Genomic DNA, 22,837 nt, shown 5'->3' on the forward strand with positions numbered 1-22,837 from the left:
CAGTCGTAACGGCTAATCCGAATTCGCCGCTTTGCGGCGAATTTATTGGAAAAGTTGATTAATTTGAAATATTCTTCAGTCACTGAAGCAATGAATTACCTCGGGGTTTGTCCATGAGTAAAGACAAAAAAGGCAAGGACGAAGATAAACTTCTGTACTGTTCTTTTTGCGGCAAAAGCCAAAACGAAGTGAGAAAGCTGATTGCCGGTCCGTCAGTCTATGTCTGTGACGAGTGTGTCGAGCTTTGTAATGACATTATTCGTGACGAATTGCTGGAGGATGAGAAAACGGTCGGCAATGGCGCACTGCCCAAGCCGAAAGAAATCAAGCTGGAGTTGGACAGCTATGTGATTGGCCAGGAAAACGCCAAAAAGATTCTGGCGGTGGCCGTTTACAATCATTACAAGCGCCTGCGCAGCAATAGCAAAAAAAGCGATGTCGAGTTGGCCAAAAGCAATATCCTGCTGATAGGCCCGACCGGTTCGGGTAAGACGCTGTTGGCCGAAACCTTGGCGCGTTTACTGGATGTGCCTTTTACCATTGCCGACGCCACCACGCTGACCGAAGCGGGTTATGTGGGCGAGGATGTGGAAAATATCATTCAGAAAATCCTGCAAAAATGCGATTACGATGTCGAAAAGGCGGAATCCGGCATCGTTTATATCGATGAAATCGACAAAATATCGCGTAAATCGGACAATCCGTCCATTACCCGCGACGTGTCGGGGGAGGGCGTGCAGCAGGCGTTATTGAAATTGATAGAAGGCACCGTCGCTTCCGTGCCGCCGCAAGGGGGGCGTAAGCATCCGCAGCAGGAGTTTTTGCAGGTTAACACCGCAAATATTTTATTTATCGTCGGCGGCGCGTTTGCCGGATTGGACCGGGTGATCAGGAGCCGTACCGAAAAGGGCGGCATCGGTTTTTCGGCCGAAGTGAAGGCCAAGGACGACAATCAAAACGTCGGTGAAATTTTCGCCGATGTGCGGGCAGAGGATTTGATCAAATACGGCTTGATTCCCGAATTCGTTGGGCGTTTGCCGGTAGTGGCCACTTTGGACGAACTGGATGAGGCGGCGTTGATACAAATTCTGACACAGCCTAAAAACGCTCTGATCAAGCAATATAAGCATTTGTTCGAAATGGAGGGTGCTGAATTGGAGTTTAGGGAAGACTCGCTGGCGGCTATTGCGCGCAAATCCATGGAAAGAAAAACCGGTGCCCGCGGACTGCGTACCATAGTGGAAAACGTATTGCTGGATACCATGTATGAGCTGCCTTCCAGTGAGAATATCCGTAAGGTGGTGATCGATGAAAGTGTCATTAACGGACAGTCCGAGCCATTGCTGGTTTACGAGTCCGAGTTAAAAAGAGCGGCGGCGGATTCGTAATTCCGTAATTGCTTGTGTGCCGGTAAAAAAAGGGGCTTGATTGCACAGCCCCTTTTTTTTTGCTTTTTGCAAAGATACTTGTTTTCTATCCGCGCGTCCTCATATAGGATGAAGGTAAATTTGCTTTCCGGCCACAGGATACAACTGATATGACTCACGTAAAAAATAAAGACGAACTGATACCCGTGCTCCCGCTACGAGACGTGGTGGTCTATCCGCATATGGTAATCCCGCTGTTTGTGGGGCGGGGGATGTCCATCGACGCGCTAGATGCAGCCATAAAACAGGACAAGCAAGTGCTGTTGATTGCCCAAAAGCAGGCGGATGTCGATGAGCCCGAGTTCGATGACTTGTACAAAGTGGGGACCTTGGCCAATATCCTGCAGCTGCTTAAATTGCCGGACGGTACCGTCAAAGTCTTGGTCGAAGGCACCCAGCGTTGTTCGGTGATTCAATATCAGGAGTTTGAGGGTTACTGCGCGGCGGGCGTGCTGGAGCTGGAAGATGAATTGAACATTGATGAGCAGGAGCTGGATGTTTTGCAGCGCACCGCCATCAGTTCGTTCGATCAGTATGTGAAGTTGAATAACAAGATTCCGCCCGAAGTATTGAATTCCTTGGCCGGCATAGACGATCCGAGCCGCTTGGCCGATACCATGGCCGCGCACATGGCGCTGAAAGTGGAAGAAAAGCAAAATATGCTGGAAATGGTGGATGTGGCCAAACGCCTGGAAAGCTTGATGACGCTGATGGAAGGCGAAGTGGATATTCTGGAAATGGAAAAGAAAATCCGCGGCCGGGTCAAAAAACAGATGGAAAAAAACCAGCGCGAATATTATTTGAACGAGCAAATGAAGGCTATTCAAAAAGAGCTGGGCGAAATGGACGAAGCCAGCAATGAAGTCGAAGAGCTGGAAAAGAAAATAGAAGCGGCCGGCATGTCGGCGGAAGCCAAAACCAAGGCCATGGCGGAGCTGAACAAGCTGAAAATGATGTCGCCCATGTCGGCCGAAGCGACCGTGGTACGCAATTACATCGACTGGATGGTCAGCGTGCCTTGGAAAAAGAAAACCAAAGTCCGCCACGACTTGAAAGTGGCCGAGCAGGTATTGGAATCCGAACATTACGGCTTGGAAAAAGTGAAGGAACGGATTCTGGAATACTTGGCCGTACAGCAACGGGTAAAACAGTTGAAAGGGCCGATTTTGTGCTTGGTCGGGCCTCCGGGCGTGGGCAAAACTTCGTTGGGTCAATCGATAGCGCGCGCGACCAATCGCAAGTACGTGCGGATGGCTCTGGGCGGCGTCAGGGACGAGGCGGAAATTCGCGGCCACCGGCGGACCTATATCGGCTCGATGCCGGGCAAGATTCTGCAGAATCTGTCGAAAATAAAAACCCGTAATCCGATGTTTCTGTTGGACGAAATCGACAAGATGGCGGCGGATTTTCGAGGCGATCCGGCTTCCGCGTTGTTGGAGGTGCTGGATCCCGAGCAAAACCACACCTTTTCCGATCATTATCTGGAAGTGGATTTCGATTTGTCCGACGTGATGTTTGTGGCGACGGCGAATACCATGAATATCCCGGCTCCGCTGATGGACAGGATGGAAGTGATTCGTCTGGCCGGCTATACCGAGGACGAAAAAATCAACATCGCCTTGCGCTTTTTGATTCCCAAACAGGTGAAAAATAACGGCTTGGCGGAATCGGAAATCGAAATTTCGGAGGCCGCGGTCAAGGATATTATCCGCTACTACACGCGCGAAGCCGGTGTGCGCAGTCTGGAGCGGGAAATATCCAAGATCTGCCGGAAAGTGGTTAAGGATTTGTTGTTGCGGAAGGATAAGGACAAAATCTGTGTCGGCAAGGAAAATTTGGATAAATATTTGGGCGTCAGGCGCTTCAGCTACGGCATGGCCGAAGACAGCGATCAGGTCGGCCAAGTGACCGGTCTGGCCTGGACCGAAGTGGGCGGCGAACTGCTGACCATAGAAACCGCGGTGATGCCGGGCAAAGGCAAGCAACAGGCGACCGGCAAGCTGGGCGATGTGATGAAGGAATCCATCGACGCGGCGGTGACGGTGGTCAGAAGCCGCTCGCATGTTTTGGGAATCGATAACGAAGTTTTCCAAAAAAGCGATATTCATATCCATGTGCCGGAAGGCGCCACGCCCAAAGACGGGCCGAGCGCGGGTATCGGCATGTGTACGGCGATTATTTCCGCATTGACCAAAATTCCCGTCAGGGCCGATGTGGCGATGACAGGGGAGATTACCTTGCGCGGCGAAGTGCTGCCTATCGGCGGCCTTAAGGAAAAGCTATTGGCGGCGCATCGCGGCGGAATCCGAACGGTGGTGATTCCTTTCGAAAATGAAAAAGATCTGACCGAGATTCCCGACAACGTCAAAAGCAATTTGACCATCAAATGCGTGCGTTGGATCGATGAGGTGCTGGAGATTGCGCTTCAGAGAATGCCGGTACCGATTGTCATTGAGGCGGGAGAAAGGGCCGATGCCGCAAACGGTAAAAGCGAAGTCAAGTCGCAAGCGGTAGTGGCGCACTAGAACGGGTTGCCCTTTGGGCTCCAAACCGTGAAATCCGTGGGATGCGGCTATTTCAGTGCTTGACAGGGCTCGCCGCCCATTGATATAAAGTCCCACCTTCTCGCGGGAAGGCGGCTATTACATGGGAGGGGTGAGCCTGTTGGTGCCGAATAAAACTGTTTGTATGAGTAATAATTAATAAAACCAAATCCTAAGGGGAAATAAATGAATAAATCGGATCTGATTGATGCTATTGCAGCAGCATCTCAATTGACCAAGGCCGATGCCGGCCGCGCTTTAGATGGTTTTATCAAGTCTGTTGAAGAAGCGCTAAAAAAAGGCGAGTCAGTAGCCTTGGTAGGTTTTGGAACATTCGAAGTAAAAGAAAGAGCAGAGCGCAAAGGCCGCAATCCGCAAACCGGCGAAGAAATTACTATTAAGGCAGCTAAAATTCCGTCATTTAAAGCTGGTAAATCTTTAAAAGATGCTGTAAACTAGCGCTTCTTTAGTCGGGTGCTTAGCTCAGCTGGGAGAGCATCGCCCTTACAAGGCGAGGGTCGGGGGTTCGAACCCCTCAGCACCCACCAGACTTAGGAGCGGTAGTTCAGTTGGTTAGAATACCGGCCTGTCACGCCGGGGGTCGCGGGTTCGAGCCCCGTCCGCTCCGCCAAAACAGAAACCTCGGGCCGAATGGTTCGAGGTTTTTTTTTGCGTGTTAATTTTAAGGCCTGAAATATCGGGCTAAATGCTGTTTAAGGACAGAGCTTATGCTATTAGAGATTAGAGAAAAGGTGCAAGGCGTATTTGCCTCGATCATTTTAGTGCTGATTTGCGTGCTTTTTGGCTTGTGGGGAATCCAGAATTATTTGGGCGGCGGTAAGGAGACGCCCGAAGTTACCGTGGGCGACAAAGAGTTTTTTCAACGCGATCTGAATCAGGCCTATCAGCAGTTTGCTCAAAATCTGGCCGGGATGAAATTCGACGAAGATACGCTGAAAAAACAGGCTTTACAAAAACTGATTCGGGATGAGGTCTTGTTGCAGTATGCGCAGGAGCAAAAGCTGGTTGTGACGGATGAAGCCGCCAGGGATTTCATTCAATCGCTGGAGTATTTTCAAAAAGACGGCAAATTCGATAAAACCCAATATCAAACTTTATTGGGCTCGCAAGGCATGTCTTCCGACGAGTTTGTCGGCCGGATCAAAAAAGCCTTGATGATGGAGCAGGTGCAGCGCGCTATCGTGGATAGCGGCTTTGTAACGCCAGCCGAGGTGGCGGCGTTTTACAAGATTCAAAATCAAAAACGGGACGTGGAATATATTCCGGTTCCGTTATCGGTTTCAAGCCAGATGCCATCCGAAGACGACGTTACAGCGTATTACCAGCAGCATCAAGAGGCCTATCAAACCGCGGAACAGGTCTCCATTCAGTATGTGGAATTGGCTTTGGATGCGCTAGCCGATGACGTCGAGGTGACGGAAGAACAGTTAAAAGCCTATTACGAAGAGCAAAAAGCCCAATTCAGCAACCCGGAAAGGCGCAAAATCAGCCATATCCTGTTTGCCTTCGGTAAAGATGCCGCCGGCGAGGAACAGGCTTTGCAAAAGGCCTTAAAAGCCAAGCAGGAGTTAAGCAATAAAGACTTTGCCGTTTTGGCCAAGGAAATCTCCGACGACAAGCTTTCCGCTAAAAACGGCGGCGATTTAGGATTGTTCAATGTGGGCGTGATGGAAAAGGCTTTCGAAGATGCCGCCAGCCGGTTACAGTTGGGCGAGGTATCCGAGCCGGTAAAATCGGCATTCGGCTATCACCTGATTAAAGTGACCGAATTGGTGCCGGGCGAGGTTAAAACCTACGAAGCGGTTAAGCCTGAACTGACCAAAACCTATAAAAAGGCCCAAGCAGAAGGTAAATTGGGCGAGTTGGGCGAAAAACTCGGCGAAGTCAGCTACGAAAATCCGGATAGCCTGGATGCCGCCGCCGCTTTGCTGGGAGTTGGCATTAAGGAAACGCCGTTGTTTACCCGTGACGCCGGCGAGGGTGTAGCGGCGGAAGAAAAAGTCCGTCTGGCCGCTTTTTCCGAAGATGTCTTGAAAGGCGTCAATAGCGAACCGGTTGAAGTGGGCAGCGATAAAGTGGTGGTACTGCGGATGAAAACGCATGTGCCGGCGGCAAGCAAGGAACTGAAGGATGTCAAGGCCGAGGTGATTGCCGCGTTGCAGAAGGAGCGCATGCAACAGCAAACGATCGAGGCGGCGAATAAGCTCAAAGACGAATTATTGGCCGGCAAGGCGATTGCCGAAGTGGCGCGGAATGCGCAATTGCCTGTAAAAAAACTGGCCGGTTTGGCACGTACAAGCACCGATGTCGAGCCGGCGGTCAATCAGGCTATTTTTCGCGCCGCCAAGCCGCAAGCCAATCGGCCCAGTATCGTTATCATCGATGAGCCGAAGGGCGGCAAGATCGTAGCGAGTGTCAACCAAGTCGTCGAGGGCGAAATGACGGCAGCCGACAAAGCCAAGCAGGCGCCGATTGTGAAAAACATGGCGATTGCGTTTGGCCGGGCACAATTCGAAGCGGTATTGAATCAATTGCAAGCCAATGCCGATATTCGCATGCGTGCCGCCGAATAATCAACGCGATCCGTATTAAAGCCGCAACGGCTTTTGGTGAGCGTCAATAGGCCCGGTTCACTATCGAACGATAGAGACCGGGCGATTTTCGGCTCATTCGCAGGTAGCCTACGCTTAAGCGGAAGGCTATAAATTTCGCGGAAATCTCCTCGATTAATGTTAGGCTTTTGTTTTAATGGGAGTCTTAGGCGTGCTATGAAAAAATTCAATATGCCCTTTCGCGGTTTTCTAATAGGTCTGTTCGCTTTATCGATGGCGGTTGTTAGGCCGGCTATGGCCGAAAAACCCGCTCACGCGGGTGGCGGCGCGCATAAGTATCAGCCAAAGCAACATGAAAAGCACGAGGATCATGGGCGCGAGCGAGAGGAGCGTTATTCCCGCCAACAAGACTTCCCTGAGCAATATCGGCGGCAAGGCGGCTTTCAAGAGCATCAGCGCGCTGCTATTCATGAATATTATGCCAATGAATTTCGCGCCGGCCATTGTCCGCCCGGTTTGGCCAAGAAACGCAATGGTTGTTTGCCGCCGGGGCAGGCAAGGCGCTGGGTGATGGGGCGGCCTTTACCGCGTGGCTTGATATTTTATGATTTGCCTGACAGGGTAATTAGCCAAATAGGCTATCCGCCAGCGGGCTATCGCTATGTCCGCGTCGCCTCGGATATTTTGATGATTTCAATTGGAACCGGCATGGTAGTGGACGCGATTATTGATTTGATCGGAACGCCGTAGCCAGTTTCCGCAGTTGACTAATTTTTGTCAGGGGCTGCAACGATCATTTTGCGGCGGGACGGATGTTTGTCATAAAAGGGTAATATGGCATTGTTAAATTCCCGGGTTAATTAGGCTAAAACGTAAAATGATTATGTCGAATTTAAATATCCTGGTTGTGGAAGATGAAGACGCCATTAGGGAAATGTTGGTGATGGTATTGGAGCAAGCCGATCTGAATGTGACGGCGGCCGCCAGCGCCGAGGAGGCCTTGCAATCGCTAGCGGAAAATCGGGTCGATTTATTGGTGTTGGACTGGATGCTGCCCGGCATTAGCGGGGTTGAATTGGCCAGGCGCTTGAAACGGGAGCCGGGCTTTAAGGATATGCCCATCATATTACTCACTGCCCGGGGCGAAGAAGAGGATAAAATTCGCGGACTGGAAATCGGCGCCGACGATTATGTCACTAAACCGTTTTCTCCCAAGGAGTTGATTGCCCGGATTAAAGCCGTGATGCGGCGTAGCGGCAAGTTGAGCGAAACCGGGCAGTTGAGCGTCGGCGACCTGATCCTGGACGCGGAGCAGCATAGGCTCACCATCAACGGTAAAACTTTGGACGTTAGCCCCACCGAATTCAGATTAATGCAGTTTTTTATGACCCACCCGGACAAGGTGTATAGCCGGACCCATTTGCTGGACCAGGTTTGGGGGCGTAGCGTGTATATCGAAGAACGCACCGTGGATGTGCATATCCGCCGGCTGCGTAAATTGCTGGCCGAATTCGAGCGGGAAGATTTGATTCAAACCGTGCGCGGTTTCGGCTACCGCTTTTCCATGGCGGGATGATAACGATGGACCGTTGGCAAAGAGAAATCAAGATTGTTATTGCCCTCGTATTGCCGGCGTTAGCGCTAAGTTATTTCATCGGGCATCTGAGCCAGATCCTATTGTGCATCAGCGTGCTGCTATTGATAAAGCAAACATTGGCCATCAATGAGTTGGAAAGCTGGTTGAGCAGGGGCGCTTTCAGAGATTACCGGGACCGTAAAGGCATTTGGGCCGATATTTACTACCACCTGTGGAAAATCAAAAAAACCGAGAAAAAGCGCAAGAAAAAACTCAGCCGGATGATAGACCAATTCCGCACCTCGACCAATGCGCTGCCCGATGCCGCGGTGGTGTTGGGCGAATACGCCGAGATCGAATGGACTAACAAGGCGGCCCGGGAAGTGTTGGGATTGAAACGATCTGACAAGGGCCAGCGCATCCCGAATCTGATCCGGGCACCCCAGTTCGTACAATTTCTGAAGGCCCAGGACTACCAGCAAAAAATCTGCATCGCGTCGCCGGTTAACGACAGCATTATCCTGCAAATAAGCATCGTGCCCTATGGGGCCGGATTGCGTTTGCTGTTGGCGCAGGATGTCACGCAAATCAAGAACATGGAGAGGATGCGGACGGATTTTGTGGCCAATGTGTCGCATGAATTGCGTACGCCGCTGACGGTTTTAAGGGGCTACCTCGAAACCTTATTGGAAATGGACGACGTGCCCAACGGATTGGAGCGGTCGTTCGAAAGCATGGCCGCCCAAACCGAACGCATGCAGCATTTGATCGACGACCTGTTGATGCTGGCCAAGCTGGAAACCAAGGCCAGGAAATTCGAATGCGTGCCCATGCGCGGCTTATTGGAACAAATCTGCCAGGAAAGCGATTTGCTGGAAAAAGACGAGCGGCGGATAGAATTGACCGTTGCCACCGACAGTAATCTGCAGGGGGACAGCCAGGAGTTGCAAAGTGCGTTCACTAATTTATTGGTTAACGCCTTGAAATATTCGCCGGCCACCTCGCCGGTCAAAGTCGGCTGGCATCGAAGGCCCGACGGAGCGCTTTATCTGGAAGTCGAAGATTTCGGCGAAGGCATTGCCCCGGCGGACATTCCCCGCATCACCGAGCGTTTTTATCGCGCGGAGGTCAAACGCAATCATAAGGTAGCAGGAACCGGGCTGGGCCTGGCCATCGTCAAGCACGTGCTGGTCAGGCATGACGCCAAGCTGGAAGTGGAAAGCCAGCAAGGTAAAGGCAGCCGCTTCCGTTGTCTGTTTCCCGCTCAGCGCGCCTGCTAAATCGCCTTCGTAAACGCCGGCCGTAAAAAATCGCCGATAAGCAAACCGATGTCTCTATAATTGCCGCCACTTGTAATAGCGACCAAGAGGCAGGCATGATTTCGGAAACCGTTGTCGAATTATCGCGTTGGCAGTTTGCGATAACTGCGATGCTGCATTTTTTATTCATTCCGTTGACGTTGGGGCTGGCTTTATTCCTGGCTTTGCTGGAATCGGCTTATGTGGCCACAGGGCAGCCGGTCTACAAAAGCATGGCGCGGTTCTGGGGCGGAATCTTCACGATCAATTTCGTGCTGGCGCTGGCTACCAGAATCGTCGTGGTATTCCAATTCGGCATGAACGGCTCGTATTTTGCGCATTATGTCGGCGATATTTTTGCACTGCCCTTGGCCATCGAAGCCGCGAGCGGCTTTTTTCTGGCTGCCATATTGTGCGGCCCGTATTGGCTGGGCTGGGGCAAAATGGGCCCAAAACAGCATCTGCTGCTGACCTGGCTGCTGGCATTGGCCGTCAATGTGTCCGCATTCTGGGTTTTGCTGGCCAACGGTTGGATGCAAAACCCCGTGGCGGCGAGTTTTAATTACCAGTCTTACCGGATGGAGTTGACGGATTTCAGCCTGTTTGCCGCCAATCCCGCCGCGCTGGCTAAATATCTGCACACAGTGGCCGCCGCTCATGCAACCGCCATGGCCACCGTAATGGGTATCAGCGCTTATTGGTTGCGCAAGCAGCCGCGGGACCCAATGGCGCTGCGGAGTTTTAACTGGGCGGCCATAGTGGGGGTGGCGATGATGGGTATTACCGCCGGCTTGGGCGATACCACGCCCAATTTGGACCACCCCGTGCAGCAAGCCAAGCTGGCGGCGATACATGCGCAGCCCGAGGCTAGCCTGCTGCCCGACATCGAAACGCGTATCCGTAGCGGCCTCAAGGCCTATGCGCTGTTGCAGGAATTGCGCGACGATAATAAAGACCCGCAATTGTTGGCGGAATTCGAGCGGCATAAAGCCAATCTGGGTTATGCCCTGTTGTTGACGCCTTTTCATAAAGCGATATTGGCCGCCAATGACAAGCAAATCGGCTTGGCCGCCCAATCGGCATTACCGGCCTATCCGGATTTGCTGTGTTGGGTCTATCGTTTCATGGTCGCGGGCGGTTTGTTGAGCATGGCTTGGTTGGTTCTGGCGGTATTTTATAGCCTGGTTGCGAAAGCCTTGCCGGGTTGGCTGGTTAGCTTGAGCGTGTATTTGGCGCCCTTGCCTTGGCTGGCCTGCATAGCCGGCTGGTTTGTTGCCGAGGCCGGCAAACAACCCTGGGCCGTTGCCGGTATCCTGCCCACATTTATCGGCGTGTCTTCTTTATCGGCGACGGAGTTGGCCGTCAGTGCGCTGGCCTACGCCTTGGCGTACAGCGTTTTGTTGGCGGCGGGGTTTTATCTGCTACGGCAGGCCCTGCTCAACCGTCACATCAGCCAGCCGGGAGTTTGAGCCATGCCGACGGATTTAGAGAGTTTACGTTTGATCGGCTGGGCTTTGCTCGGCGCGGTAATGGTGGCGTTGGCCCTATGCGAAGGCCTGACGCTGGGCGTGGCCCTGTTGCTGCCCCTGTTGCTGCCCCTGTTGGGGGCGGACGAGCGGGACAGCCGGCGTTTGATCGCTAGTATTGCGCCGGCCGGCATGGGCAATCTGGCCTGGCTGGTCGTGATGGTGGCGGTGTTGTTCGCCGCCTGGCCCACCGCTTATGCGGTAGCCATGGCGAGTTTGTACGGGCTGTTGCTGCCGATATTGTTGAGCTTGCTGTTGCGGCCGTTGGCCCTGTATTTTTGGGATGCCAGCGAGGACGCCCGGTGGCAACGCCATGCCAAAAAAATATTGGCTGGCGGCGGTTTGGTGTCGGCGGGGTTGTTGGGAGTATTGGCCGGCAATCTGTTAAAAGGCATCCCGTTTCATCTGGACAGCGATATGCGTATCCTGTTTTTGGGCGATTTCGCCGGACTGTTCAATCCGTTTTCGTTGTTAGCGGCGGCAGTCTGCCTGACGTTGTTGGCGATGCACGGCGCGGTATTTCTGCAGCTGAAAGCCGGCGACGAACTGCTGCCGCAAACCAAGGCCGTTGCGCTGCGGGCGGGCGGGGCCTATTTACTGTCGTTTGCGGCGGCCGGATTGTGGATCACCCACTTGGAAGGTTATCACATCAGCTCCGACATTTTGCCTAATGGTGCCTCCAATCCCCTGGCTAAATTCGTCAAACGCGGCGAAGGTTTGTGGCTGGACAATTACGAACACGAACCCTTGCTGTGGAGCGTTCCGGTGCTGGCTTTTGTGGCCGCGATTGCCGCGCTGCTGCTGTCCAAGTGGGATAAGGCTTATTTTGCCATGATCGCCAGTTCGCTGTGCGTGGTCATGACCGTGCTGACATTCGGCGTCTCGATGTTTCCGTTTCTGCTGCCGTCGAACATTTCCCTTAACAGTTCGCTGACGATTTGGGACAGCAGCGCCAGTCCTATGACCTTACAAAGTTTAGTGTGGACCCTGGCTTTCGCATTGCCGTTAATGCTGCTCTGTAGCCGCTGGGCGTTTAGCGCGGCAACTTGCGCCAAGCGCAATGCGATGGCGGCTGACGAATAATGGCGGGCGGCGCTTGGTTTTATTTGAGCGAGAGGCTCGATGGTCATCAAAATGACAAACGGATAAACTACAGTGACGGCATAAGCCTTTTACTGTAGCCTAGCTGTTAGCTAGTTGTTTATGTTTTACCGAACAGGATGCCCGCCATGTCGAACGACCCCCTTTCCATGCAAGAAATCGAAGCCCTGAATGCCTACTGGCGAGCCTGCAACTATCTGGCCGCCGGGATGATTTATTTGCGGGATAACCCCTTGCTGAAACAGCCGTTAAAGCCGGAACATATCAAGCAGCGCCTGCTGGGGCATTGGGGCGCCAGCCCGGGCCTCAGCTTCAGCTATATCCATCTCAACCGCCTGATCAATAAATACGATCTGAACGCCATTTTTCTGGCCGGCCCCGGACACGGCGCGCCGGGCGTGTTGGCGCCGGTTTACCTGGAAGGCACCTATAGCGAGATTTATCCCAACAAAAGCGAAGACGAAGAAGGGCTGTTGAACTTCTTTAAGGAATTTTCCTTTCCGGGCGGTATCGGCAGCCATTGCACGCCGGAAACCCCGGGCTCCATCCACGAGGGCGGCGAGTTGGGCTACAGTATAAGCCACGCGTTCGGCGCAGCCTACGACAACCCGGATTTGCTGGTGGCGGTCGTGGTGGGCGACGGCGAGTCGGAAACCGCGCCGTTGGCCACTTCCTGGCATTCCAATAAATTCCTCAATCCTATTCGCGACGGCGCGGTGTTGCCGATTCTGCATTTGAACGGCTACAAGATCAACAACCCCACGCTGTTGTCCCGTATCAGCCATGAGGAACTGGAGAATTTGTTCAAAGGCTACGGCTGGCAGCCGTTTTTCGTGGAAGGCAGCGACCCCATCGAGATGCACGCCAAAATGGCGGCGGCCATGGAAGCCTGCGTGCTGGAGATACGCCGCATACAAGACGAAGCGCGCGATAGCGGCAAAGCAGTGCGGCCGCGCTGGCCGATGATAGTATTGCGTTCGCCCAAGGGCTGGACCGGCCCTAAGGAAGTCGACGGCCACAAAGTCGAAGGTTTCTGGCGTTCTCATCAAGTGCCGCTAAGCAGTGTGCGGGAAAATCCGGCCCATCTGGCCCAACTGGAAGCTTGGCTGCGCAGTTATAAGGCCGAGGAACTGTTCGATGCGGAGGGGCGTTTGCGCCCGGAACTGAAAGCCCTGGCCCCCAAGGGCCAGCGGCGGATGAGCGCCAATCTGCACGCCAATGGCGGCCGTTTGCGCAAAGCTCTGCGGATGCCGGATTTTCGGGATTACCGCATCGAAGTGGCTAAACCCGGCACTGCTAGCGCCGAAAACACCCGGCCATTGGGCAAGTTTTTGCGCGACATCATGCAGCAAAACATGCGGAACTTTCGGGTATTCGGCCCGGATGAGAATACGTCCAACAAACTGGACGATATTTACCAAGCCAGCAAAAAAACTTGGTTGGCCGATTATCTGCCGGAAGACGCCGACGGCGGCGAGTTGGCGGCCGACGGCCGGGTGATGGAAATGCTGTCCGAACATACGCTGGAAGGCTGGCTGGAAGGCTATCTGCTGACAGGCCGGCACGGTTTCTTCTCGACTTACGAAGCCTTTGTGCATGTGATCGACTCCATGTTCAATCAGCACGCCAAATGGCTGGCCATGTCCAAAGCCGTGCCGTGGCGGGCGCCGATTTCATCGTTGAACTTGTTGATCACCTCGACGGTTTGGCGGCAGGATCATAACGGTTTCACCCATCAGGATCCGGGTTTTCTGGATCTGGTGGTGAATAAAAGCCCGGCCGTGACCCGCATCTATCTGCCGCCGGATGTGAATACTCTGTTGGCGGTCAGCGACCATTGCCTGCAAAGTACCAATTACATCAACGTCATCGTCTGCGACAAGCAGAAACATTTGCAATTTCTGGACATGGATGCGGCGATCAAGCATTGCACCAAGGGCATAGGCATTTGGGAGTGGGCCAGCAACGACAACGGTGCCGAGCCGGATCTGGTGATGGCCAGCGCCGGCGATATTCCCACCAAGGAAGCCCTGGCGGCAACGGTGATGCTGCGGGAGTATTTTCCGGATTTGAAAGTGCGCTTCGTGAACGTCGTGGATTTATATAAATTGACTCCGGCGGCGGAACATCCGCACGGCCTGTCCGACAAGGATTTCGACAGTTTATTCACGCTGGACAAGCCGATACTGTTCAATTTCCACGGCTATCCCTGGCTGATCCACCGTCTGGCTTACCGGCGTAACAACCACAAAAACCTGCACGTGCGCGGCTACAAGGAAAAGGGCAGCATCAACACGCCGCTGGAATTGGCGATTCAAAACGAAATCGACCGTTTCAGCCTGGTGATAGACGCCATCGACCGGGTGCCGGCGCTAAAAGTGGCCGGCGCGCATGTGAAGGAAAAAATGCGCGACATGCAGATCGAATGCCGCAATTATGCCTACGAATACGGCGCCGATTTGCCGGCGGCGGATCATTGGGTGTGGCCGTATTAAGCGGCGGCAGGCGGGGTTGGTTCCGTAAATCGTTATTTCGGCGGGGATTGCCGAAATCCGGATTGCATGGATAGCTCGAAGCCATGCCATCCATGGCGCTGGATGCCCGCATGCCCCCCCGTTCAAGATGGTACGCACTGCGTTACCTTGTTGGGCTTGGCTTACGGGTTAACGTAACGGAAATTGCCCCGGTAAGCATAGGTCACGCCCCATAGCGGATGATTCAGGGTAAAGTCCAAATAAATGCAGTCCTCGGACACCGCCTGTTCGCTGATGGTTGCCGTGCCTAACAGCAGCCAATCCGGAATATTTATTTGGAGGTTGCCGCATTGCCAGAAATGGCCGTTGCCGCGGTAGAGCAAATCGCCGTTGCTGACGCCCACAGTCAATCGCAGCCCAAAACCGAAGCCTATGGTTTCGATCAATTCATGCGCGGCCGCATAGTGCATTTGCGAGAGGAAGCAATCGATCCTGCCGTCCGGATAAGTCATGGTGCGCCGCCAGTGTAATATCCCGCCGTCGGCGCTCTTGTCGACTTCCGCCCGTACCGCCGAACCGCGCCAAAGTATCAGGCCGCCGAACAGGTGTATCAGCCAGACCAGCGGATACAGATAGCCCGGATAAGTAATCGCCATCGTGCCTTGCAGCCGGCTTTGCCGTCCGCCGCCGATTCGATAATGCTTTTGAATGACGGCCGGCAGTTTATGCCAGTCGTCGCCCAATACCCGTTCCATTAGCGAAATAGCCATGATTAGCTCCAGAGCGAATTGTGGAAAATCATCAGCGTGGTGATGCCTATCATGCCGAAAAATGCCGGCACGCCCAGCCACAGCCAAATCCTGGAATAATAGCCGTACAAAGACGGCAAGGGCCGGCCTTGGGCCAGGGAATCGGCGGCGATGTCGCGCATGCGGATTTGTAGTATCACCACCGGCAGCCAGCATAAGCCGGTGAGCAGATACAGCACCACCGTCCACCACAGCCAGCCGTCGCCGAACGAGGCCGACAATTGATCGGCCAGCAAAATGCCGGTCAACGGCTGAATGATGACGGTCGGGGTGGTGAACCACCAATCGGCTAGCACCACGTGCTTGCTGGTGACGGCAATTGCCGCATGGTCGCCGGTTTTATCGGCCATAACCTTGTAAAACACCGTGCCGGAACCCAGGCCGAACAAGACGATGGCGCTGAGGATGTGGATCAATTTCAGGGTTAAATACATCATGGCTTTTCTCCTTCCAGCTGTCTATAAATCAAAAGACACATTAAAAACGGGATATTTTTCAGCAGCGGCCCGAACGGGTGATACACGAACTCCGGCAGGCAAAAGGCCACCACCAGGCTGTAGCCCAGCACGATGCAGAACTGCCAAAGCAACAAGTCGCGCGGCCGGAAACGCGCCAAGGTTGCCAGACCCAGCGCTATATCCAGCGCCGCCAAACCGTACAATGCCAGCGGCGCGCCGAGTCCGCTGACGCCGGTATCGGCCAGCAGCCGATAACTGAGTTCGTGCGGGTAAAAAAGCAGCGAGGTGATGCCGCTCCACAGCCAGACCAGGGCGATGGAAAATCTCAGCAAGGGCTTCATAAAATACAAGGCCGCGTGCCAGCGTTCGGCCTGGCTGGCCGGTATTTCGAACAATTGCGACACCATGCTTAGCGGCGGGCGACCCAATAATTCGGTGACCGGGCCTGGGTCGGCGCTATTGCCCCGGCTCAGCATGGCGACGTTGTCCTTGTTTAAAATCGGCTCGCCCAGGCATTTGCCCAAACCGGCCAACAGCAAGGCATAGCGGTAAGGCACGGAGCAGGTTGCCGCCGGCGGCTTGCCCAATCTGCGCCTAAGGTTTTGCAGCCAGTCGGCGTAAGCAATCGGTTCCGGGCCCACCAAGGCCACGGTTTTTTGCCCGGCAACCGCCGAAACGAGGCAGCGGCACACGGCGGCAGCGACATCGTCGACATGAATGGGTTGCAAGAGCTGCCGGCCGCCATCCGGCAACGGATGCAGCGGCAGCGCCGCCAAGGCATGAAACAAGCCGCTGCTTTGCGCGCCGTCGCCGTAAACTATCGACGGTTGCAACACGAACCAATCCAGCGGCAAGGCGCGCAACGCGTCGTCGGCGGCTTTTTTACTCAAATGGTAGGCGGATTCGGCGCGCCCGTCGGCGCCCAGCGCCGAGAGTTGCACGATTTTTTTAACGCCGGCTTGGGCGCCGGCCCGGAACAAGGCGGCAGGCGCCCGTGCGTGCAATTGGGCAAACGAAGCGCCCCCGCTTTCCGCTATGATCCCCACGCAATTGACGATAGCATCTACGCCATTCAAATGCGGCAGCCAATATTCCACGCCGGCGGCGGCATTAAAATCGACCGATAGCGGTTTTATGCTGGGGCCGGCTATCGGTAAATCTGCCGGATGCCGGCAGCAGGCGGTTATCCGGTGGCCTTGCCGAGGCAGGGCGCGCAATACCGCGTTGCCGATGAAACCGGTCGCCCCGGTTAGCAGAATATGCATGGCCGCCCCCATTCACGGAGTTGAATGCGGATGGAAAGCCGGACCGCTTCGAGCGCTCGCCGTGGCTGTATCGATAGCATGATCATGGTGTTGCTCCTTTGAATTGATGACAGGCGGGAGCATATTGGCCGGCGCGGGCGGCGAACGCCTCCGGAATGGTAAGACAGGAACAGAAATTTTTAAGGCGAACGAAAAAGTATTTTTATCAAAGGGTTACGCGCTTTCAAAATGATAAAAAAGGAAGGCGGGAGGTCGATTGATGGTGAGTTTTGATGAAAAGCGGCTGGGATTTAGACACCGCCTGGATTTTGAACTCCGCCGCCATGGAAATTTGAACGTCCGCTATGGAAATATGCTAAATCGCAGTTCGGCCAAAAGCCGCCAGACGAAACAAAAGTGCCAATGGCAAATGTCCCGCCCAAAGCAGGCGTAGGGTGTGGTGAGTTTACGAACCGCACCAATCGCGAACGATGCGGTGCACGTTGTTTACCGCATCCTACGGCCCTCGGCGCATTGGTCAATAGGAATCAACAAGCGATAATTACTGGTGTCCGCTGCTAGCATTTCTTTTGGCAAAACTATGTTGGATTTAGTGCCTGAAGAATCTTGTCACCATATTCATTAAGAGATTTGTCGCGGCTAAATGTTTTCGAACAGTATTCAATCCTCTGAAGGATCCACTCTTTTTTCTTAGGCGCTATATACCCCCCCTTGCTTAAAAATACATCCGTAGCATGAAAGAGTGATGCAAAAGGATGGGGAGTTTGCCTCCATGATGGGGAGCTTATTTCGTATTTAATGACCTTATTTATTAGCTCAAAGATTTCATTGTAAAGTGAATCCAGTCCAATATTTGTGCCTTCTAGTTTTTTTGAAAGTAATGATGCAAGGGTTGTCCAAGGGAATGGGTGCTCTTCAATAGCCACAGCATGTCTCGCATATTGAATGGCTAAATCAAGGTTAGTAAATTGCGTAAGTATGGCGCGTTGTTCCCAATATCTAGGGTTCCACTGCCATGCATCGTGCGCCTGATGAAAAAACGAGTCTGCATGATTGCCTAGCAGGTCCCTTGCCACATGTTCTGCGCTAAATAACCTCGCAGCCAATTTTGCCTCAGGGGTCCGAGCAATTGTGGTTCGTCTATTCACATATGGTGCGAGAGCATTTGCTAATAGTGAAAATATTTCCAGAAGCATTTCTTGCTTTTCTCTTGCCAACATGAGTAAAAGTCGATCAGCCACGATAGGGTGAAGGGGGATAATATAATCGTCGTCATCAATATACGTGAGAGGTAATGGACAATGTCGCTCTAATTGATCCATCAATGATGGATTGTGATACGCTTTTTCCAGTATAGCGTGAAGAATCCCCCCTGTGTAGCAATGCTCAGCTAGAGCAGCCACGGCGTAGCTGCGCCGTTCGTCGGGCGTTGCATCTCGCCATAGGGATTTGACAATTTCTTCGAGGGGTTTGAAATTATTCAGTGCGCGGCATGTGGCTATAGCAATTGGATTCTTAACCAGTTCCGATGCGAATTTTTTTGGTTTGTGGACTGCATCGGGATGCGCAAGCAACCCCACTCGATGGAGCTTATCAATTAATTTCTCTAGCATGTCAATAGACCAGCTTGAAACATCTATGTACTCGATATCCAAGTCGCCTATTATTCGATCAAGATGGTCTTTTCGGTAATATCTGTCGGCTGAAACTATCACCATTGGCTTCTGCAGCCTAAGATTCAAAACCATTGATCGTATAGAAGGCGCATGATCTGCTAAGCCATCGATTATGACGACGACAGGGCGATTTATTAATGAGATAAGATTTGAAGCATTCTCGGGATCAATTGCTGAATTAGTATTTAGGAATAGAGCAATATAGCCATCCTTTGCCAAGTCATACCCAACCCGTCGAATAATAGTTGTTTTGCCGCTCCCTGTTTCTGCATTGATGTTTAAAATTTTTGTAGAAACAACTGATCCCGCAAGCCAATTTCTTGCCTTGGCTGAAATTACTCGCTCATCTTTTGTGGGAACGTCAACTGAAGACTCTAAGTCAGACCACCTTGCTGCTTTTCCAAAATAAAAGGAAGGAACATCACCATCAGGATTAGGAGTTGATGATCTCACAAGCTCAAAGCATGAAAAAAAATTTATTTGATCTTCTGCGACTGGTTTCGCTCTGAATATTCCATCCAAAGATGGAACTGTAAGCTGGGAAACCGTTGGTGCAATCCCGAATTCTTCAGACATCCATCTTAAAAAATCGGATAGTTTAGATTCAACAAGAATCAGTCCATGCTGTTCGCAAACTGCTTCAGTCAACTTGTTTGGATAGGGTTCAATGAGGAACGATGGGCCTCGATTTGTTCTTCCCGAAGTTGCTGTGCGCCCTGCCAGATAATACTCAAGGTCTGGTTCATCCAAGCTGGTGCCAGAAATAATAAAGGGCTCGCTTGCGATTAATTCAGATAAAACGTACATCCATGCGCACATGCCTCGGGTAACTTTGCCATATTGCAATGTGGAGAATACATAGCCTTTTTCAGGCTCTCGTACAAAGCCGTGCAGGTGTATAAGAGAAAGGTGACCTTTGTTGGGCTGGGTCTTATATAAAGTGTCGTAGTTTAGTGTGTCTATTTTTTGCTTGTGTCTTTCCGTCGACTCATATGCCGCCTCAAGAGCATCATCAATGTTGAATGTAAAGATGTTGCGCCATACATATGAAGATAATCTCTTCACTGTTTCGCCAGGGCGGCAACCCAGGTAGGGTTGAGTTAAATATTTATCAATCTCTTCTGGATTTAAGAGAATGCTGACTCGTTGCAGTCTTGTTCCGGGATCAATGTTTTTTATCTTGCATAGATCCTCCGTGAGCAATTTGGCTGATTTGAGTGGCACACCTTTTCGATCATGACTATCAAGCGATATGCCGCTGCCTAACAATAAGTTATATTGGCCTGAGAACAGCCCGTGGCGCAATTGCTCTAAATATTCTGGTGAAATCATTTACTGTCCGAATCAATTGTTATGGCCATAAATAAATTGGGTGGCTAGCGGAAATAGCTGTTACCCAGATATTGTAGGTCAGTTGTGGCAGGTTAAGAATAATTTGTTGCCGTTCGATGAGAAAGAAAGACAGGCAGCAAAGGGTCGATCGCGACAATTCGCCGCTTCCAAAGCCAACATTCACTGCCCCTAATCGTATCGGAATCGGCGACTGGTTTGGGGTGGAATATGCCTTAACCGTGGATTTTACGGTATTGCCCAGGTGCTAGGCCTGTAATGTCTCCAAAAGCGGCATAAAAATTGGACTGGGTGCTAAAGCCTACCGATAAACCAACCGATAGCACCGAGGCGTTGGGATCGCTTAATAACAATCGTTTGGCCTCGTCGACGCGTTGCTGGCGGATGTATCGGGAAAAACCTTGTTGGAATTCGGTATTGATCAGTTCGGACAGCTGATGCTGGCTCAGGCCCAGTTGTTCGGCCAGCATCGCCAGGCTCAGGGTTTCCAGGGTATAGAGTTTGTCTTTTTTCATCAAGGCGTCGAGTTTGGCCAGCGCCGCCGGCTTGTCGATATTTTTCAGCGTCGATTCGGCGTAAGCGGCTTGCACGGCGTCGGAAACATCGGCGGCGATGGTCGGAAAGCGCAGCAAGGTCAGCGTCACGGCAAAAAAAGCCAGGCCGATCAACAAGCTGTAGGCGGCAATAAAATCAGTTTCGTTCAATAATGGCCAGATAAAGCCTAATATCAGCACCGCGACCGCAATTGCAAACAAAGCCCCCAGGGCCAACAGCTCCAGATGAAAGCGTTGCCGCTGCCGGCGCAAAAAATACACGGTTTTAGCCAGCCACAGCAAATAGCCGCTACCGGTTAAAAACGCCCCCGGTAGCGCCAAGCCGTAGGGCAACAACACGCACAGCAGCCAGGGCGCGGCATGCAGCAGGTCGTAGCGGCGATAGCGTGTCCCGGCAATCAGCAATTGCCGGCTATAAAAATAAAAGCTTGGCGCCACGCTATATAGCAGGGCTAAATAGATCGCCGAATGCAGCGCGTCGAAACGGTTCAGCAAATAGCCCAGATGCACAAACTGGATGGCCGCCAGGGCAGCAATCAATAGAAATCCCGCCAGTTTGGGGCCGATGCGCAAGGGTTCCCGGCGTTGCAGGATGTTGCCGGCGATCAGCAATGCCGCCGCGCCGAGCGAGAAACCGATGAATAGCAGCGGAAGAATTTGCATGGCGGATACGGGGAATAATAGGGCCTTGAGTGTAGACAACATTCGCATTATTCGGCAATAGGCCGGTTTGCGCGGCTGTTTCGCCGTGGCCGGCGGTAATTGTTATTTCATATGCATATGTTACAACCTGTCGGCCGCGGAGGCCGGCGACCCAATTTGCTTTTTTCTGCAGACAGGCCGATATTTTCAAGGGATAATTTTTATATCCATCGACAATAACTAAAAAAGGAAACCGTATGAAGAAGTTACTCAATTACACCTTAATCGGTATTTTGGCATTGATCCCGGTGGTGGTGATTTTGCAAATCATTTTATTTGTCAAAGACCGCTTCACCGATCTGTTCCAGTTTGTGTACGGCTATTCGGATAACTATTTTGTGACGTTTTTGCTGTTCGGCTTCAGTTTCGCGCTGATTACCTATGTCGGGCATCGCGTCAGCTTGGGGCGGTTTTCCATTATTGCCGGCTTCGAAAATTTGATTGAGCGCATTCCTGTGCTCAGCACCATTTATCGGGTCACCAAAAAGCTGGTGCACATGATCGCCGGGCACGAGTTGCGGGAGCCGCGCGAGGTGGTGTATGTGGAATATCCGAAAGAGGGCTTGTGGGTGCCGGCCTATGTGACCAACAAGGTCGAAGACCGCTACATCCTGTTTGTACCGACTTCGCCCAATCCGACATCGGGTTTCGCCATTATCGTGCATGAATCGAAAGTGATTAAATCGTCCATGAGTATCGAGCAGGTCACCAGTTTTATCATCAGCGTCGGCGCGGATTATGAAAAACGTACCGAGGCGACAACGTTGCCGATTTAGAGCATGGCCTGAAAATGGCGCCGGGACCGGAGCGGCTCCAGCGCCATGCCGGCCTTTGGCGTTTAAACGCCTATGCCGGCAATTACCGTGGCGGAGCGCGCAGTGACCGGGGCGCCGCTCAGCGTGACCCTGGCATAAACCTCGTCGGCCCTGGGCATGTAGATGGGGGTATTGATGTCGGCGTAGCCTACAATGACTTTGCCGCCGTCTTCATCCAATTTTTCCGCGTTGATGGCGCGGGTTTCCGTGAATGCCATGGAACCGGCGGCGTTCACGATAAATTGCTTATACGGTAGTTTTATAAATAGCGACCCCCAGGTGAAGGTGTACAGTTCATCGTCTCCGACCGCATCGGTTGACGCTAAATTGTCTCCGGATTTGTCTTCGCCGAAGATTTTGATTTCTTGCCGGAACGATTTGCCGATTTCTCCGGCATCAAACACAAAATTGCCGCTCACGGTGACGTTTTTGGTGCTTGAGCTTGAACCGTTGGATATAGTAAGAGTTACGTTGTTTACAGTTGCCATGGCGACCTCCAGACAAACGTTTTGAATTGCATCGGAAAGATAGGCCTTACGCAGTGCCTTGCAAGGTTAAAAATTGCCGTATCGGCGTAAGCGCGGCGCATTCGTAAGGATAGACAGTTAATCGGAACGACTAACTTGAAGGCTATGTATAGCAGAAAAACGGGTTTTTTCCAGGCAAATCCGCCCGCGCGGCTCCCGCGGG

Annotated in this window: 17 protein-coding genes and 2 tRNA genes; 13 read left to right on the forward strand and 6 right to left on the reverse strand. The window is 52.5% G+C overall.

Features of this window, described 5'->3' with window-relative positions; translation table 11 throughout:
* Positions 1 to 113: 113 nt before the first annotated feature.
* The 12 genes from clpX to NP596_RS10050 all read left to right on the forward strand — a co-directional run bounded on the left by clpX (position 114) and on the right by NP596_RS10050 (position 14,539).
* Complete coding sequence (clpX, locus tag NP596_RS09995) at positions 114 to 1,388, forward strand: ATP-dependent Clp protease ATP-binding subunit ClpX (protein WP_256615210.1); 1,275 nt, start codon at positions 114 to 116, stop codon at positions 1,386 to 1,388.
* A 149-nt stretch (positions 1,389 to 1,537) separates the two neighbouring features.
* Positions 1,538 to 3,952: an endopeptidase La gene (gene lon, locus NP596_RS10000; RefSeq protein ID WP_256615211.1), complete on the forward strand. Its 2,415-nt coding sequence runs from the start codon at positions 1,538 to 1,540 to the stop codon at positions 3,950 to 3,952.
* 204 nt (positions 3,953 to 4,156) lie between these two features.
* Positions 4,157 to 4,429, forward strand: coding sequence for a non-specific DNA-binding protein Hbs (gene hbs / locus NP596_RS10005; protein WP_256615212.1), 273 nt, complete (start codon positions 4,157 to 4,159; stop codon positions 4,427 to 4,429).
* Positions 4,430 to 4,442: 13 nt separating this feature from the next.
* A tRNA-Val gene (locus tag NP596_RS10010) sits at positions 4,443 to 4,518 on the forward strand.
* Positions 4,519 to 4,524: 6 nt separating this feature from the next.
* A tRNA-Asp gene (locus NP596_RS10015) sits at positions 4,525 to 4,601 on the forward strand.
* Positions 4,602 to 4,698: 97 nt separating this feature from the next.
* On the forward strand, positions 4,699 to 6,564 hold the full coding sequence (locus NP596_RS10020; protein WP_256615213.1) for a SurA N-terminal domain-containing protein: 1,866 nt from the start codon (positions 4,699 to 4,701) through the stop codon (positions 6,562 to 6,564).
* 195 nt (positions 6,565 to 6,759) lie between these two features.
* Positions 6,760 to 7,293: a hypothetical protein gene (locus NP596_RS10025; RefSeq protein ID WP_256615214.1), complete on the forward strand. Its 534-nt coding sequence runs from the start codon at positions 6,760 to 6,762 to the stop codon at positions 7,291 to 7,293.
* 133 nt (positions 7,294 to 7,426) lie between these two features.
* Complete coding sequence (gene phoB, locus NP596_RS10030; RefSeq protein WP_256615215.1) at positions 7,427 to 8,119, forward strand: phosphate regulon transcriptional regulator PhoB; 693 nt, start codon at positions 7,427 to 7,429, stop codon at positions 8,117 to 8,119.
* Positions 8,120 to 8,124: 5 nt separating this feature from the next.
* Positions 8,125 to 9,399, forward strand: a complete 1,275-nt coding sequence (phoR, locus tag NP596_RS10035; RefSeq protein WP_256615216.1) for a phosphate regulon sensor histidine kinase PhoR — start codon at positions 8,125 to 8,127, stop codon at positions 9,397 to 9,399.
* A 95-nt stretch (positions 9,400 to 9,494) separates the two neighbouring features.
* Positions 9,495 to 10,886: a cytochrome ubiquinol oxidase subunit I gene (locus tag NP596_RS10040; RefSeq protein WP_256615217.1), complete on the forward strand. Its 1,392-nt coding sequence runs from the start codon at positions 9,495 to 9,497 to the stop codon at positions 10,884 to 10,886.
* A 3-nt stretch (positions 10,887 to 10,889) separates the two neighbouring features.
* Positions 10,890 to 12,026 carry a cytochrome d ubiquinol oxidase subunit II gene (gene cydB / locus NP596_RS10045; protein ID WP_256615218.1) on the forward strand — a complete coding sequence of 379 codons (1,137 nt, stop codon included), beginning with the start codon at positions 10,890 to 10,892 and terminating at the stop codon, positions 12,024 to 12,026.
* A gap of 146 nt (positions 12,027 to 12,172) precedes the next feature.
* Positions 12,173 to 14,539: a phosphoketolase family protein gene (locus NP596_RS10050; RefSeq protein ID WP_256615219.1), complete on the forward strand. Its 2,367-nt coding sequence runs from the start codon at positions 12,173 to 12,175 to the stop codon at positions 14,537 to 14,539.
* A 161-nt stretch (positions 14,540 to 14,700) separates the two neighbouring features.
* On the opposite strand, the gene NP596_RS10055 is transcribed toward NP596_RS10050, so the two are convergent.
* The 5 genes from NP596_RS10055 to NP596_RS10075 form a co-directional block, all read right to left on the reverse strand.
* A complete protein-coding gene (locus NP596_RS10055) occupies positions 14,701 to 15,288 on the reverse strand; it encodes a DUF4166 domain-containing protein (RefSeq protein ID WP_256615220.1) in 588 nt (195 codons plus the stop codon).
* Positions 15,289 to 15,290: 2 nt separating this feature from the next.
* Positions 15,291 to 15,764, reverse strand: coding sequence for a DUF2269 family protein (locus tag NP596_RS10060; protein ID WP_256615221.1), 474 nt, complete (start codon positions 15,762 to 15,764; stop codon positions 15,291 to 15,293).
* Positions 15,761 to 17,050: an NAD(P)H-binding protein gene (locus NP596_RS10065; RefSeq protein WP_256615222.1), complete on the reverse strand. Its 1,290-nt coding sequence runs from the start codon at positions 17,048 to 17,050 to the stop codon at positions 15,761 to 15,763. The genes NP596_RS10060 and NP596_RS10065 overlap by 4 nt, the downstream gene beginning before the upstream one ends.
* 578 nt (positions 17,051 to 17,628) lie before the next feature.
* On the reverse strand, positions 17,629 to 20,058 hold the full coding sequence (locus NP596_RS10070) for an SIR2 family protein (RefSeq protein WP_256615223.1): 2,430 nt from the start codon (positions 20,056 to 20,058) through the stop codon (positions 17,629 to 17,631).
* Between the two features lie 233 nt (positions 20,059 to 20,291).
* Entirely contained in the window at positions 20,292 to 21,293 is a 1,002-nt protein-coding gene (locus NP596_RS10075) for an AraC family transcriptional regulator (protein ID WP_256615224.1), read from the reverse strand.
* A 236-nt stretch (positions 21,294 to 21,529) separates the two neighbouring features.
* Here NP596_RS10075 and NP596_RS10080 point away from each other — a divergent pair, with 236 nt between their 5' ends.
* On the forward strand, positions 21,530 to 22,108 hold the full coding sequence (locus NP596_RS10080) for a DUF502 domain-containing protein (protein WP_256615225.1): 579 nt from the start codon (positions 21,530 to 21,532) through the stop codon (positions 22,106 to 22,108).
* 62 nt (positions 22,109 to 22,170) lie between these two features.
* On the opposite strand, the gene NP596_RS10085 is transcribed toward NP596_RS10080, so the two are convergent.
* Positions 22,171 to 22,635, reverse strand: coding sequence for a hypothetical protein (locus NP596_RS10085; RefSeq protein WP_256615226.1), 465 nt, complete (start codon positions 22,633 to 22,635; stop codon positions 22,171 to 22,173).
* Between the last annotated feature and the right edge of the window lie 202 nt (positions 22,636 to 22,837).

The organism is Methylomonas rivi, from assembly GCF_024505165.1.
GTDB lineage: Bacteria > Pseudomonadota > Gammaproteobacteria > Methylococcales > Methylomonadaceae > Methylomonas > Methylomonas rivi.

Coding starts and splice junctions, on each gene's coding strand:
- clpX (WP_256615210.1), top strand. CDS start 114: ATGAGTAAAGACAAAAAAGGCAAGGACGAAGATAAACTTCTGTACTGT.
- lon (WP_256615211.1), top strand. CDS start 1,538: ATGACTCACGTAAAAAATAAAGACGAACTGATACCCGTGCTCCCGCTA.
- hbs (WP_256615212.1), top strand. CDS start 4,157: ATGAATAAATCGGATCTGATTGATGCTATTGCAGCAGCATCTCAATTG.
- NP596_RS10020 (WP_256615213.1), top strand. CDS start 4,699: ATGCTATTAGAGATTAGAGAAAAGGTGCAAGGCGTATTTGCCTCGATC.
- NP596_RS10025 (WP_256615214.1), top strand. CDS start 6,760: ATGAAAAAATTCAATATGCCCTTTCGCGGTTTTCTAATAGGTCTGTTC.
- phoB (WP_256615215.1), top strand. CDS start 7,427: ATGTCGAATTTAAATATCCTGGTTGTGGAAGATGAAGACGCCATTAGG.
- phoR (WP_256615216.1), top strand. CDS start 8,125: ATGGACCGTTGGCAAAGAGAAATCAAGATTGTTATTGCCCTCGTATTG.
- NP596_RS10040 (WP_256615217.1), top strand. CDS start 9,495: ATGATTTCGGAAACCGTTGTCGAATTATCGCGTTGGCAGTTTGCGATA.
- cydB (WP_256615218.1), top strand. CDS start 10,890: ATGCCGACGGATTTAGAGAGTTTACGTTTGATCGGCTGGGCTTTGCTC.
- NP596_RS10050 (WP_256615219.1), top strand. CDS start 12,173: ATGTCGAACGACCCCCTTTCCATGCAAGAAATCGAAGCCCTGAATGCC.
- NP596_RS10055 (WP_256615220.1), bottom strand. CDS start 15,288: ATGGCTATTTCGCTAATGGAACGGGTATTGGGCGACGACTGGCATAAA.
- NP596_RS10060 (WP_256615221.1), bottom strand. CDS start 15,764: ATGATGTATTTAACCCTGAAATTGATCCACATCCTCAGCGCCATCGTC.
- NP596_RS10065 (WP_256615222.1), bottom strand. CDS start 17,050: ATGCATATTCTGCTAACCGGGGCGACCGGTTTCATCGGCAACGCGGTA.
- NP596_RS10070 (WP_256615223.1), bottom strand. CDS start 20,058: ATGATTTCACCAGAATATTTAGAGCAATTGCGCCACGGGCTGTTCTCA.
- NP596_RS10075 (WP_256615224.1), bottom strand. CDS start 21,293: ATGCAAATTCTTCCGCTGCTATTCATCGGTTTCTCGCTCGGCGCGGCG.
- NP596_RS10080 (WP_256615225.1), top strand. CDS start 21,530: ATGAAGAAGTTACTCAATTACACCTTAATCGGTATTTTGGCATTGATC.
- NP596_RS10085 (WP_256615226.1), bottom strand. CDS start 22,635: ATGGCAACTGTAAACAACGTAACTCTTACTATATCCAACGGTTCAAGC.